This window comes from Staphylococcus sp. NRL 16/872, from assembly GCF_022815905.2.
Classification (GTDB): domain Bacteria; phylum Bacillota; class Bacilli; order Staphylococcales; family Staphylococcaceae; genus Staphylococcus.
Genome location: NZ_CP119327.1, coordinates 953,492 through 967,771 on the forward strand (window position 1 = coordinate 953,492; position 14,280 = coordinate 967,771).

Annotated in this window: 11 protein-coding genes; 9 read left to right on the plus strand and 2 right to left on the minus strand. The window is 33.6% G+C overall.

Annotated features, from left to right (window positions below):
* Window position 1 precedes the first annotated feature (1 nt).
* Together ligA and MT340_RS04610 are read left to right on the plus strand one after the other, a co-directional pair.
* A complete protein-coding gene (gene ligA / locus MT340_RS04605) occupies window positions 2–2,005 on the plus strand; it encodes an NAD-dependent DNA ligase LigA (RefSeq protein WP_243588970.1) in 2,004 nt (667 codons plus the stop codon).
* A gap of 12 nt (window positions 2,006–2,017) precedes the next feature.
* Entirely contained in the window at window positions 2,018–3,226 is a 1,209-nt protein-coding gene (locus tag MT340_RS04610) for a CamS family sex pheromone protein (protein WP_243588971.1), read from the plus strand.
* A 380-nt stretch (window positions 3,227–3,606) separates the two neighbouring features.
* On the opposite strand, the gene putP is transcribed toward MT340_RS04610, so the two are convergent.
* Entirely contained in the window at window positions 3,607–5,145 is a 1,539-nt protein-coding gene (putP, locus tag MT340_RS04615) for a sodium/proline symporter PutP (protein WP_243588972.1), read from the minus strand.
* 441 nt (window positions 5,146–5,586) lie between these two features.
* Here putP and gatC point away from each other — a divergent pair, with 441 nt between their 5' ends.
* The 7 genes from gatC to dinB all read left to right on the plus strand — a co-directional run bounded on the left by gatC (window position 5,587) and on the right by dinB (window position 13,545).
* Window positions 5,587–5,889: an Asp-tRNA(Asn)/Glu-tRNA(Gln) amidotransferase subunit GatC gene (gatC, locus tag MT340_RS04620; RefSeq protein WP_126565871.1), complete on the plus strand. Its 303-nt coding sequence runs from the start codon at window positions 5,587–5,589 to the stop codon at window positions 5,887–5,889.
* Between the two features lies 1 nt (window position 5,890).
* Window positions 5,891–7,348 (plus strand): Asp-tRNA(Asn)/Glu-tRNA(Gln) amidotransferase subunit GatA, encoded by a 1,458-nt coding sequence (gatA, locus tag MT340_RS04625; RefSeq protein WP_243588973.1) that lies wholly within the window; start codon window positions 5,891–5,893, stop codon window positions 7,346–7,348.
* Window positions 7,349–7,360: 12 nt separating this feature from the next.
* Complete coding sequence (gene gatB, locus MT340_RS04630) at window positions 7,361–8,788, plus strand: Asp-tRNA(Asn)/Glu-tRNA(Gln) amidotransferase subunit GatB (RefSeq protein ID WP_243588974.1); 1,428 nt, start codon at window positions 7,361–7,363, stop codon at window positions 8,786–8,788.
* 403 nt (window positions 8,789–9,191) lie between these two features.
* Window positions 9,192–10,130 (plus strand): diacylglycerol kinase, encoded by a 939-nt coding sequence (locus MT340_RS04635; RefSeq protein ID WP_243588975.1) that lies wholly within the window; start codon window positions 9,192–9,194, stop codon window positions 10,128–10,130.
* Window positions 10,131–10,270: 140 nt separating this feature from the next.
* Window positions 10,271–11,641, plus strand: coding sequence for a 23S rRNA (uracil(1939)-C(5))-methyltransferase RlmD (rlmD, locus tag MT340_RS04640; RefSeq protein ID WP_243588976.1), 1,371 nt, complete (start codon window positions 10,271–10,273; stop codon window positions 11,639–11,641).
* Window positions 11,642–11,808: 167 nt separating this feature from the next.
* Window positions 11,809–12,357, plus strand: coding sequence for a DUF3267 domain-containing protein (locus tag MT340_RS04645; protein WP_243588977.1), 549 nt, complete (start codon window positions 11,809–11,811; stop codon window positions 12,355–12,357).
* A gap of 117 nt (window positions 12,358–12,474) precedes the next feature.
* Window positions 12,475–13,545: a DNA polymerase IV gene (gene dinB, locus MT340_RS04650; protein ID WP_243588978.1), complete on the plus strand. Its 1,071-nt coding sequence runs from the start codon at window positions 12,475–12,477 to the stop codon at window positions 13,543–13,545.
* Between the two features lie 87 nt (window positions 13,546–13,632).
* On the opposite strand, the gene MT340_RS04655 is transcribed toward dinB, so the two are convergent.
* Window positions 13,633–14,187 (minus strand): 3'-5' exonuclease, encoded by a 555-nt coding sequence (locus tag MT340_RS04655; protein ID WP_243603610.1) that lies wholly within the window; start codon window positions 14,185–14,187, stop codon window positions 13,633–13,635.
* Between the last annotated feature and the right edge of the window lie 93 nt (window positions 14,188–14,280).

Sequence of the window (14,280 nt, forward strand, 5' to 3'; positions counted from 1 at the left end):
AATGGAAAACACCCAACAACGTGTTAATGAACTACATGATTTATTAAATCAATATAGTTATGAATATTACGTGCAAGATAATCCTTCAGTTCCTGATAGCGAATATGATAAACTATTGCGTGAATTAATAGATATTGAAGAGACACATCCTGAATACAAAACGCCTGATTCACCAACAGTACGTGTAGGAGGAGAAGCGCAATCTTCCTTTGAAAAGGTTGATCATGATACCCCAATGTTGAGTTTGGGGAACGCCTTCAATGAAGAAGAATTACGACGTTTCGATGCACGTATCCGTGAACAAATCGGACAAGTCGAATATATGTGTGAATTAAAAATTGATGGTTTAGCTGTGTCACTTAAATACGTAGATGGACGCTTTGTGCAAGGATTAACACGTGGTAATGGAACAACAGGTGAAGATATTACGGAAAACCTACGTACCATTCATGCGATACCTCTAAAAATTAAAGAACCTTTAAATTTTGAAGTACGTGGTGAAGCTTATATGCCACGACGTTCATTTATGGCTTTAAATGAAGAAAAAGAAAAAAATGAAGAACAACCATTTGCCAACCCTCGAAACGCAGCTGCGGGTTCATTAAGACAGTTAGATCCTAAATTAGCAGCAAAACGTAAATTGAGCGTATTCTTATATAGCGTCAACGATTTTACTGATTTTGAAGCTACAACGCAAAGTGGGGCATTAGATGAATTAGATCGCTTAGGGTTTAAAACTAACCATGAACGTGAACGTGTTGCTGATATAGAAGGCGTATTAGAATATATTAAAAAATGGACAGAACAACGTGAGCAATTACCATACGATATAGACGGTATAGTAATAAAAGTGAATGACATAGAACAACAAGATGAAATGGGCTATACACAGAAATCACCAAGATGGGCAATTGCTTATAAATTCCCAGCAGAAGAAGTGATTACTAAATTACAAGACATCGAATTAAGTATTGGACGTACGGGCGTAGTAACACCTACTGCTATTTTAGACCCAGTCCGCGTTGCAGGGACTACTGTTTCAAGAGCGTCACTTCATAACGAAGATTTAATTAAAGAACGTGATATTCGTATTGGAGATAGTGTGGTTGTGAAAAAAGCTGGCGATATCATCCCAGAAGTTGTTCGTAGTATTGTTGACCGTCGTCCTGATGATGCTGTGCCATATCATATGCCAACGCATTGTCCAAGTTGTGGACACGAGCTTGTACGTATTGAAGGAGAAGTTGCACTACGTTGTATTAATCCTCAATGCCAAGCACAATTAGTTGAAGGTCTCATTCACTTCGTTTCACGTCAAGCGATGAATATCGATGGATTAGGTACAAAGATTATCCAACAACTTTACCATAATCATCTGATTAAAGATGTTGCTGATATCTTCTATCTTACTAAAGATGATTTATTACCTTTAGAACGCATGGGTGCTAAAAAAGTAGATAATCTGTTAAATGCAATTGAAATGTCCAAGGCCAATTCATTGGAACATTTATTATTTGGTTTAGGTATCCGCCATTTAGGCGCTAAAGCAAGCCAAGTCCTTGCCGAGAAATATGAAACGATGGACCGTTTGCTTGAAGTAACAGAAGAAGAATTGGTAAGTATCCATGACATTGGTGATAAATTAGCGCAATCAGTTGTTACTTATCTTGAAAATGAAGATATTAAAGAATTGATTGAAAAACTTAAGCATAAGAATGTTAATATGAAGTATAAAGGTGTCAAATCTAGTGAAATAGAAGGGCATCCTGATTTTAAAGATAAAACAATAGTGTTAACAGGAAAATTACAACAAATGACACGTAAAGAAGCGACGGCTTGGTTGGAAATGCAAGGGGCAAAAGTTACAAGTAGTGTAACTAAAAGTACCGACATCGTCATTGCTGGCGAAGATGCAGGTTCAAAATTAACCAAAGCAGAAAAATTTGGCACAGCAATTTGGACTGAAGACCAATTTGTAGCGAAACAAAATGAAATTTCAAATTAGAGGAGTACGGCAATGAAGCGGACACTGCTATTAGTAATAATGTCGCTTGTGCTATTAACGGCATGTGGCAACGGTAATAGTAATAAAAATGATAACTCAGTTAATAAACAACAAGATACGCAATCAAATTCGAATAATGTGAAAACAATCGCCACGGACAAAAATGTACAAGGTGATAATTATAGAACAATTTTGCCTTTTAAAGAAAGCCAAGCACGTGGTGTATTACAAGATAATATGGCTAATAGCTATAATGGGGCAGACTTTGAAAATGGCTTACTCAATTTAAGTAAAGAAGCCTTTCCTACAGATAAATACTTATATCAAGATGGACAATATTTAAACAAAGACACGATTAATGCATATTTAAGTCCGAAGTATTCTAAAAAAGAGATTGAAAAAATGAGCGAAAGTGAGAAAAAATCTAAAAAAGCAAATGAAAATTTAGGTCTAAACCCTTCTCATAATGGGGAAACAAAACCTGAAAAAATTGCAGATGAGTCTCCTGCCTATTTATCGAATATTTTAGAACAAGATTTTTATGATAGTAATGATACTAAAGGTTCTGATATTAAAGGTATGACGATTGGCTTAGCAATGAATAGCGTTTATTATTATCAGAAAGAAAAAGATGGAGAAACGTATAGTAAAAAACTTGATGATAATGAAATTGAAAAACAAGGTAAAGCGATGGCATCAGAAATGTTAACGAGATTACGTGCTAATGATGATTTGAAGAATATTCCAATTCAATTTGCTATTTATAAGCAATCGGGTCAAGATTCCATTACACCTGGAGAGTTTATTGCAAATACAGTGGTAGATGACGATCAAACTAAAATCAGTAAGTGGAATAAAATCAATGAAGTATCAACATTATTACCATCGTCTACTGCTGAAAAATATGATAAAAATTTAAATAATAACTTCAAACAATTTAATAATAATTTGCAATCATATTTTACTAACTTTACTCAAGCAGTAGGAAAAATCAAATTTGTTGATAAAAAGCCACAACAATTAACGATAGATTTACCAATTGATTATTATGGCCAAGCTGAAACGATTGGTATTACCCAATACGTAACTGAACAAGCTGAAAAGTATTTTGATAATATTGATAGCTATGAAATTCGAATTAAAGATGGAAATAACGCACGTGCTTTAATTACCAAAACTAAAGACGATAAAGAACCACAAGTTCATATTTATAATAATTAATCAATAAAATGAGTCATGCTATAATCTTTGTACATAAGGCACTTCGTTACTTTAGTTTAATGATGTTTATTAAATTATACGAAAGTGCCTTATTTTTTAAGTATTACAATGTAAAAATACATATAAATACAAAGTATTTTGTCGAGGCTCTTGAGAGAACAGGACAAGCTGAAGACTACAGGCTGAAGCTGTCCCATAATAAGAGCCCCAACACAGAGAAACTGAGTTAGTCAGTTTCTACAAGCAAAGCAAGTTTGGCAAGTGAGCCAACAATACGAAGTGTTGTGAATAAAATAGCCAGTAAATGAATCTATGAAAACTCATTTACTGGCTATTTCTTTGGGAATTATGTCCCAGCCACATTATTCTATCTAAAAATATTATTTTTCTCGTACGATTGATTTAACTTTATTTAAATCTTGTTCTACAAATTCACCAGGTGTTTGAGTTAGTAAGCTGACAACATAAGTCACAATCACACTAGCTAAGAATCCAGGTATAATTTCATACATACCGAATAACTCATTGATGTTAGCCAATGGTTTAATCCATACAATCCAAACAATTACAACTAGGGCACCAGCTACCATACCACTGACTGCTCCAGCACGTGTTAATTTCTTCCAGTATAAAGAGAATAAAACAAGTGGACTGAATGAAGCACCGAAGCCTGCCCAAGCGTTACCGACTAAGTTAAGTATTGTATCATTTGGTGACCAAGCGATCACTATTGCTACAATTGCTACTACTAATACAGATAGACGTCCAACTAGTACGAATTCTTTTTGATGTGTTTTAGCACGTTCTTCACCACGAAATAGTTTATAAAAGTCTTCAGTTAAAGAACTTGAAGTAACTAAAAGTTGAGATGAAATTGTGCTCATGATTGCTGCAAGGATAGCTGCTAATAAGAATCCTCCAACTAATGGATGGAATAGAATTTGACTCATAATGATAAATAAAGTTTCTGGATCTTCCATTTTAATATGGTTATCAGAAATAAAAGCAATACCTGTTAAACCAACACCTACTGCACCTAAAAGACCTACAGCCATCCAGCTAATACCTAAACGACGAGCTTTTGGTAATAATTTATGTGATTTGATAGACATAAATCTAACGATAATATGAGGTTGTCCGAAATAACCAAGTCCCCATGCGAAAAGAGAAATGATACCTAAAAATGTAGTTCCTCTAAATAAATCCATATTTGTTGGTTTCATTTCAGCAACACGATGAAATGTCTCCCAACCATTTAATTGCATCATAGCTACGATAGGCACCATGACCATTGCTATTAACATGATTACCCCTTGGAAGAAGTCAGTGATAGATACAGCTAAATATCCACCAAAGAAAGTATAAAGTATAACGATGACCGCTACTAAGATTAAACCAAAATGATAATTCAATCCAAATGCGCTTTCAAATAATTTGCCTCCAGAAACAAAACCAGAATGTGTATATAAGGTAAAGAACACGACAATGATGAGACCAGAAATAATTTTGATTATATTTTGTTTATCGTTTAAGCGATTTTTAAAAAAGTCTGGAAGTGTAATAGCGTCTCCAGCGATTTCTGTATACACTCTTAAACGAGGGGCTACAACCAGATAGTTAATATAAGCGCCAAGTGTAAGACCAATAGTAATCCATATAGCGGATAAACCAGTGCTATATACAGAGCCAGGTAGTCCCATAATCATCCAACCACTCATATCAGAAGCGCCAGCAGATAATGCAGTTATGTAGGGTCCAATGTTTCTCCCACCCAACATATATTCACTTAAATTACCTGTTGCTTGCTTGTAACCATAATAGCCAATGACTAATAAAATAATAAAATAAATCGCAATCATGATATAGGTTTGCCAATCTGTGTTAACATGACTGCTTAAACTTGCTCCTAAAGTAAACATCTTTATACCCCCTTTATTCTTTTTAGGTGAATATTTATAAAATATCTAATATAAATAGATTATGAATAACTGCACCTATAAATTAAATTAGTTACATGTAATATTATACATTAAAGTGAATACATTAGAGAAGTTTTATTTTATAAAGTTAACACTATTTTATCTTTATTATTAGTTAGTAAGCGTTTTCTTAAACAAAAATCAATTATTAATTTTTTATACTTTAATTGCATAATTTATATTATTTAAATATTTATAAAGTACTTAATTTTTAATTAAAATTAAATAAGTAACATAAAATAGGATTAATTTACGTCGTTAATCTTCAAAAAAGCGTGATTAAGCACTATACCAATATGACTTATGAGAAATATTTAGATTTTTCACTGAAAATTTGATACAATTTTATGATGAATGAGTAATAAGGAGGCTTTTTAATTAATGACTAAAGTTACACGCGAAGAAGTTGAACATATAGCACATTTAGCGAGACTTCAAATTTCTGAAGAAGAAACAGAAATTATGGCTAACACGCTTGAAAGTATCTTAGATTTTGCGAAACAAAATGATACAGCTGATACAGAAGGTGTTGAGCCAACTTATCATGTATTAGATTTACAAAATGTGTTACGTGATGACAAAGCAATCGAGGGCATTCCTCAAGAACTTGCATTAAAAAATGCTAAAGAAACAGAAGATGGTCAATTTAAAGTACCAGCTATCATGAATGAGGAGGACGCTTAAGATGAGTATTCGCTATGAATCAGTTGAAAAATTATCAGAAATGATTAAAAACAACGAGATCAAACCTTCTGAAATTGTTAAAGATATTTATGATGCAATTGAAGAAACTGATCCAACTGTTAAATCATTTTTAGCTTTAGATAAAGAAAATGCAATCAAAAAAGCTGAAGAGCTAGATGAGTTGCAAGCTAAAGGCCAAATCGAAGGTAAATTATTTGGTATTCCAATGGGTATCAAAGATAACATTATTACTAAAGACGTTGAAACAACATGTGCTAGTAAAATGTTAGAAGGTTTCGTGCCTATCTATGAATCTACTGTAATGAATAAATTGAATAATGAAAATGCTGTATTAATTGGTAAATTAAATATGGATGAATTCGCAATGGGTGGTTCAACAGAAACATCTTACTTTAAAAAAACAGTCAATCCATTTGATCATTCAGCAGTACCAGGTGGTTCATCAGGTGGTTCTGCAGCAGCAGTTGCAGCTGGTTTAGTACCATTTAGTTTAGGTTCAGATACAGGTGGTTCAATTAGACAACCGGCAGCTTACTGTGGTGTAGTCGGTATGAAACCAACTTATGGTCGTGTATCACGTTTCGGTTTAGTGGCGTTCGCTTCATCATTAGATCAAATCGGACCGATCACACGTAATGTTAAAGATAACGCTTTAGTTTTAGAAGCCATTTCAGGTGTGGATGAACATGATTCAACAAGTGCACCAGTAGACGATGTAGATTTCACTTCAGAAATCGGTAAAGATATTAAAGGCCTAAAAGTTGCATTACCTAAAGAATATTTAGGTGAAGGTGTAAGTGATGATGTAAAAGAAGCAGTAAAAAGTGCTGTAGAAACATTAAAATCGTTAGGCGCTGAAGTAGAAGAAGTTTCATTACCAAACACTAAATATGGTATTCCTTCATACTACGTTATTGCATCATCTGAAGCGTCAGCTAACTTAGCACGTTTCGATGGTATCAGATATGGTTACCACTCTAAAGAAGCACAAACATTAGAAGAATTATATAAAATGTCTAGATCAGAAGGGTTTGGCGACGAAGTAAAACGTCGTATCTTCTTAGGTACGTTTGCATTAAGTTCTGGTTACTATGATGCATATTACAAAAAATCTCAAAAAGTAAGAACATTAATTAAAAATGACTTTGATAAAGTATTTGAAGATTATGATGTTGTAGTAGGTCCTACTGCACCAACAACTGCGTTCAACTTAGGCGACGAAATCGATGATCCTTTAACAATGTATGCCAATGACTTATTAACTACACCTGTTAACTTAGCTGGTCTACCAGGTATTTCTGTTCCTTGTGGCCAAGCCAATGGACGACCAATCGGTTTACAATTTATCGGTAAACCTTTTGATGAAAAAACGTTATACCGTGTTGCATATCAATATGAAACACAATTCAATTTACATGACGCATACGAAAAATTATAAGGAGTGGAAATAATGCATTTTGAAACAGTTATCGGACTTGAAGTTCACGTTGAGTTAAAAACAGACTCAAAAATGTTCTCTCCATCACCAGCACACTTTGGAGCTGAACCTAACTCAAATACTAATGTTATTGATTTAGCATATCCAGGTGTTTTACCAGTTGTTAATAGAAGAGCTGTAGACTGGGCTATGCGTGCATCAATGGCACTTAACATGGATATTGCGACACATTCTAAATTTGACCGTAAAAACTATTTCTATCCAGATAATCCAAAGGCTTATCAAATTTCACAATTTGATCAACCAATTGGAGAAAATGGATACATTGATATCGAGGTAGATGGTGAAACTAAACGTATTGGTATTACTCGTCTTCATATGGAAGAAGATGCTGGTAAATCAACACATAAAGATGGATACTCTTTAGTTGACTTAAACCGTCAAGGTACACCATTAATCGAAATTGTGTCTGAACCAGATATTCGTTCACCAAAAGAAGCATATGCTTACTTAGAAAAATTACGTTCAATCATTCAATACACTGGCGTGTCTGACTGTAAGATGGAAGAAGGTTCATTACGTTGTGATGCCAACATTTCATTACGTCCATATGGCCAAAAAGAATTCGGTACTAAAACGGAATTAAAAAACCTTAACTCATTTAACTATGTAAGAAAAGGTTTAGAATATGAAGAAAAACGCCAAGAAGAAGAATTATTAAATGGTGGAACAATCGGACAAGAAACACGTCGTTTCGATGAATCTACTGGTAAAACAATTCTTATGCGTGTTAAAGAAGGGTCAGATGACTATCGTTACTTCCCAGAACCAGATATCGTACCTTTATACGTAGATGATGAGTGGAAAGAACGTGTGCGTCAAACTATTCCAGAATTACCAGACGAACGTAAAGCGAAATATGTAAATGATTTAGGTTTACCTGAATACGATGCACATGTATTAACACTTACTAAAGAAATGTCTGACTTCTTTGAAGGCGCAATTGAACATGGCGCTGATGTTAAATTAACATCTAACTGGTTAATGGGTGGTGTAAATGAGTATCTTAATAAAAATCAAGTTGATCTAGAAGATACTAAATTAACACCTGAAAACTTAGCAGGAATGATTAAACTTATTGAAGATGGCACAATGAGTAGTAAAATTGCTAAGAAAGTCTTCCCAGAATTAGCTGAAAATGGTGGAGATGCTAAACAAATTATGGAAGATAAAGGTTTAGTTCAAATCTCTGACGAAGCTACATTAACTAAATTTGTAACTGAAGCTTTAGACAATAACCCTCAATCAGTAGAAGATTATAAAAATGGTAAAGGTAAAGCAATGGGCTTCTTAGTCGGTCAAATTATGAAAGCGTCTAAAGGCCAAGCTAACCCACAAAAAGTTAACCAAATTCTAAAACAAGAATTAGATAAACGATAATATCAAATAAAATCTCCATCTCATGATAAAGAGTAGAGGTTTAGGTATAAAGAATTTATGCATAGGGAATTCGATTAATTAACGGATTCCCAAAAGCAGGATTTTCGGCAGAGGGACCCTCAGCACAGAGATTTTCAAAAAGAAAATCTACAAGCAATGCAAGCTGGGGTTACTGTTACCACTCGACAAAATTTGAGAAACAATTTTGCTCATCGTTTGGCTCTGCTCAAATCCTAAACACTTTTGTCCAGACCTCCCTCCATCACTTGAGATGGATTTTTTGTGTTTTTATAAATTTTATAATTTTTAAATAAACTGGATTAAGATAATTGGATGAAATACTTTTATCTCACTCCTAAATCATTTAATATAAGTGTATGTAAAAAAAGTTGAGGGATAATTTATGAGAAAACGTGCAAGAATCATCTATAATCCAACTTCTGGAAAGGAAATGTTTAAGCGAACTTTACCAGATGTTTTAATAAAATTAGAACGTGCAGGATATGAAACAAGTGCATATGCAACTGAAAGAGAAGGCGATGCTATACTTGAAGCGGAACGTGCACTTAAACAAAACTATGATATTCTTATCGCTGCGGGTGGCGATGGTACTTTAAATGAAGTCGTAAATGGAATTGCAGAACAACCTAATCGTCCCAAACTTGGCATTATACCAATGGGCACAGTGAATGATTTTGGTCGTGCATTACATTTACCAAGTGACATTATGGGAGCAGTTGATGTCATTATTGAGAATCACACGACGAAAGTAGATATTGGTAAAATGAATAATCGCTATTTTATCAATCTCGCAGCTGGAGGGAAATTAACCCAAGTCTCTTACGAAACACCCAGTCGCTTGAAATCAATTGTAGGACCATTTGCTTATTACATAAAAGGCTTTGAAATGTTACCCCAAATGAAAGCGGTAGATATAAGAATTGAATATGATGATAACGTCTTTCAAGGTGAAGCATTATTATTTTTATTAGGATTAACGAATTCAATGGCTGGCTTTGAAAAGCTAGTGCCTGATGCTAAGCTAGACGATGGGTATTATACTTTAATTATTGTTGAAAAGGCTAATCTAGCAGAACTGGGACATATTATGACATTAGCTTCACGTGGAGAACATACAAAACATCCGAAAGTCATCTATGAAAAAGCGAAATCTATCAATATATCTTCCTTTACAGAAATGCAACTTAATGTAGATGGAGAATACGGTGGTAAATTACCGGCTAATTTCTTAAATTTAAAACGTCATATAGAAGTATGTACACCGAAAGATATTCACAATGAAGAGTTAACTGAAGATCAACAACATGATACACAGAGTTAATTAGAACGAGATTGTTAATGATAAATATTTAATAATTTAATAAATAATAAGAAGAGGTTGAGTCATAGTTTGACAATACGGGGAATAACATCACCTACATTAAGCTACTCAAACCTCTTTTTCATGTGGGGTGAAAAAGAGTGGAAATATTAAATAAGAACGACATTAAACAAGGATATGTCGTCGATTTAACACATGAAGGTCATGGGGTGGTTAAATTTGATCGTTATCCTATATTTATTCCAAATGCGTTAATTGATGAGGAAATAGAATTTAAAATTATCAAAGTAAAGAAAAATTTCGCTATTGGTAAATTACTTGAAGTTAAACAAGCGAGCGAAGACCGTGTGGAACCACCTTGTAAATATTATTGGAAATGTGGTGGATGTCAATTACAACACATGACATATGAAGCGCAACTTGCAATGAAGAAAGAACAAGTGGTAAATCTATTTCATAGAAAAGCGCAGTTTAACGAGACGTTAATTAATGACACGATAGGTATGGAAAATCCATGGCGTTATAGAAATAAATCACAATTACCTATAGGTAAAGATAAAGACAATCACACTATTTTGGGATATTATCGTCAAAGAAGTCATGACATCATTGATATGGACAGTTGTTTAATCCAAGATCAACAACATCAAGTAATTATGAATCATGTTAAACAGTGGCTTAATGAATTTAATATCAGTATATATAATGAGCGCACTAAGAAAGGTCTATTAAGACATTTAGTTATTCGTACTGGGCATTATACAGATGAAATGATGGTCATATTTGTAACTAATGGCGCTAAATTTAAACAGGCACATTTATTAGTTGAAAAGTTAACTCAAACGTTTCCAAATATAACGAGTATTAAGCAAAATATTAATGATAGCCATTCAAACGTTATTATGGGACGACAATCCATTACTTTGTACGGTAAAGACAAAATTATTGATTCATTAAGTGATATTACATTTAAAATTAGTGATCAATCTTTCTATCAAATTAACTCAAGTCAGACGGAAAAATTATATGGCAAGGCTATTGAGTATGCACAATTAAATGGACAAGAAACAGTGCTTGATACTTATTGTGGAATTGGCACAATAGGTTTGTACATGGCGCCAGTTGCGAAGCATGTATATGGGGTAGAAGTTGTGCCATCAGCAATTAAGGATGCTAAACAAAATGCGACTTTAAACGGATTAGATAATACGACTTTTGAATGTGGTAAAGCAGAAGAAGTCATTATAGAATGGAAACAACAAGGAATTAAACCCGATGTAGTCATGGTCGATCCACCTCGCAAGGGATGCGATGAAACCTTTTTACAAACACTTCTAGCGCTTAATCCGAAACGTATTGTCTATATTTCTTGTAATCCTTCTACTCAACAACGAGATGCAAAAATTTTAGCCTCTAGTTATGACCTGAAAGAGATTACACCAGTCGACATGTTTCCTCAAACTACACACATTGAAACGGTGGCTTTGTTTGAACGCAAAGAAGACAAATAAACAATTTTTATCTTTTAAGAAGTGTGTAGTTTTTCTTTCATATGCAATTCAGTTTGATTAATATTAAGAAATGATTACAGAGTGTTTAATTTATAAAAAAAAACTTTTTTTCTTTTATTCGTCCATGTATACTATGAATGAATTAAGAGGGATAGGGGGTCATAATTGTGCATAAAATCGATTTAAATCATAACCGATTAAACTTATCGAAGTTTATTGCCATTCAAATCGTCGTAATATTATTTGCAATATTGCTAACTTATAAATGGGCTTTTTCATTTACGAAAGTTATCGAACAATCATTTTTAACTAATATAGTATTTGGTATATTAGGTTTTGGCATTGCCTTGGCTATACATGAAATGATTCATCGTTTTTCTTTTTATGTGTTTTCAAAAGGGGAGAAACCTCATTTTAAATACAAAAAAGGTATTTTATTAATTCATATTTCGAAAAAATACTTTAATAAATGGCAATTTTGTACAATTATGTTAGCTCCAGCGATTATGATTACTGCTGCATTAATGGTTTTATTTAGTTTTTATTCTTACTCATCGATTATCTTTATTTTAAGTATACATATTGGTTATTGTTTACTTGATTTATATTTAGTAGGGATCGTGTTAATTAATAAATTCAAATATGTTCAAGCCACTGATGAAGGTTTATATATGTATCACTATCAACCATTACAAGCTCAGAATGATTATGAATAATATAGTTAAGTCTCAATACAATCGTACTATGCACATCTCATGAGTTTTACTCATAGACGAAGTATAATTGTATTGAGGCTTTTTATATTTTTTATTTTCAGGAAAAGGAGGGACATAATGGCAGAAAGACGTATTGTGCATATCGATATGGATTGCTTTTACGCGCAAGTAGAAATGAGAGATAATCCGAAGCTACGAGGGAAACCTGTAATTGTAGGAGGAAAAGCAAGTAACCGTGGTGTAGTGTCGACAGCTTCGTATGAGGCACGTAAATATGGCGTTCATTCTGCCATGCCGATGTCTCAAGCACATAAACTATGTCCTAATGGTTATTATGTTAGAGCACGTTTTGATGCTTATCGTGAAGCTTCTGGTATTATTATGAATATTTTTAAAAGCTATACCGATATAGTAGAACCACTTGCTTTAGATGAAGCGTATTTAGATATTACGCATTTAGTAAGACCAGATATGCCGGCTTCTAAAATTGCTGCTTATATTCGTCGAGACATTTTCGAAAAAACGGGATTAACCTCGTCGGCGGGTGTTTCTTATAATAAATATTTGGCTAAACTAGCGAGTGGGATGAACAAGCCAAATGGCATGATGGTCATTGATTATAATAATGTGCATGAAATTCTGATGAATTTGGATATAGGGGAGTTTCCTGGTGTAGGTAAAGCGTCAAAGAAGATTATGCATGAACATGAGATTTATACTGGGAAAGATTTGTATAATAAATCGGAGTTCGAATTAATTCGTTGGTTTGGCAAAAGAGGAAGAGGTTTGTATAACAAAGCGAGAGGCATTGATAACAGTGAAGTCAAAGCGACTCGTATTCGCAAATCTGTAGGAACAGAGCGCACATTCTCGACAGATGTGAACGATGATGATGAGATTTTACAGAAAGTATGGGAGTTATCAGGAAAGACGGCAGAGCGCTTAGCGAAACTACAAAAGTCTGGCAGCACAGTGACTGTAAAGATTAAGACACATAAATATGAAACATTCTCCAAACAACGCAGTTTAAGGGAAATGGTTAGTAGTGAAACAGATATCTATAACGTGGCATATGATTTATATAACGAATTGAAAGATCCAGACGTACCTATTCGCTTAATAGGCGTAACAGTCGGAAACTTAGAACAAGCCACATATCAAAATATGACCATATATGATTTTATTTAGAAGATAAAGGTTTATCGTTATCTAGGACTAGTTTAACTCCAGAGTCTAATGTAAAAGAGTGAAATAGTTTTACTATAGTCTTTGATATTAACCTTTATCTTTTAAATTCTTACCATAAATCTGTAACATACTTTCAAGATCTTCATAGTGCTTCAACAATCTAAATGTAATCATGGCGCATGCTTTCGCATCATTTAACGCATCATGATGGCCATGAAAATCCAATTTATAATGGTTCATTAAATGTTTTAAACCATAGCGATAAGCACTAATCGTGCGTTTAGCTAATTGATAAGAGCAGAAATACATTAAAGAAGGTGTTTCGATATTTAATTGCTTTAAACTTTGATGTAGCACGTTCATATCAAATGCTGCATTATGAGCTACGACAGGAAGCCCATCAATGAATTGCAACATATAGGGATAAACATACGCAAAGCTAGGCGCATCTTTAACATCTTCAGGCTTTATACCGTGGACGGCAATATTTGTTTTTGAAAAGTAATCAAATGGATTTACTAGCGTATAGAATGATTCTACGATTTCATTATCAACTACTTTCACCATACCCACTGAACAAATACTAGTACGTTTTCCATTAGCTGTTTCAAAATCGAGTGCTACAAATGAATTACTAAACATATTCGTTTCCTTTCTTTAATTAAAGATGTTGTTAGTTTAGCTTAATATCGTCAAAAATAACAGAAAGTTGCACGCAAATAACCCGTATTACTC

Excerpts from the sequence above, each read along its gene's own strand:
- gatB (WP_243588974.1), top strand. The coding sequence starts at position 7,361 with ATGCATTTTGAAACAGTTATCGGACTTGAAGTTCACGTTGAGTTAAAA.
- MT340_RS04635 (WP_243588975.1), top strand. The coding sequence starts at position 9,192 with ATGAGAAAACGTGCAAGAATCATCTATAATCCAACTTCTGGAAAGGAA.
- ligA (WP_243588970.1), top strand. The coding sequence starts at position 2 with ATGGAAAACACCCAACAACGTGTTAATGAACTACATGATTTATTAAAT.
- gatA (WP_243588973.1), top strand. The coding sequence starts at position 5,891 with ATGAGTATTCGCTATGAATCAGTTGAAAAATTATCAGAAATGATTAAA.
- MT340_RS04610 (WP_243588971.1), top strand. The coding sequence starts at position 2,018 with ATGAAGCGGACACTGCTATTAGTAATAATGTCGCTTGTGCTATTAACG.
- gatC (WP_126565871.1), top strand. The coding sequence starts at position 5,587 with ATGACTAAAGTTACACGCGAAGAAGTTGAACATATAGCACATTTAGCG.
- putP (WP_243588972.1), bottom strand. The coding sequence starts at position 5,145 with ATGTTTACTTTAGGAGCAAGTTTAAGCAGTCATGTTAACACAGATTGG.
- MT340_RS04655 (WP_243603610.1), bottom strand. The coding sequence starts at position 14,187 with ATGTTTAGTAATTCATTTGTAGCACTCGATTTTGAAACAGCTAATGGA.
- dinB (WP_243588978.1), top strand. The coding sequence starts at position 12,475 with ATGGCAGAAAGACGTATTGTGCATATCGATATGGATTGCTTTTACGCG.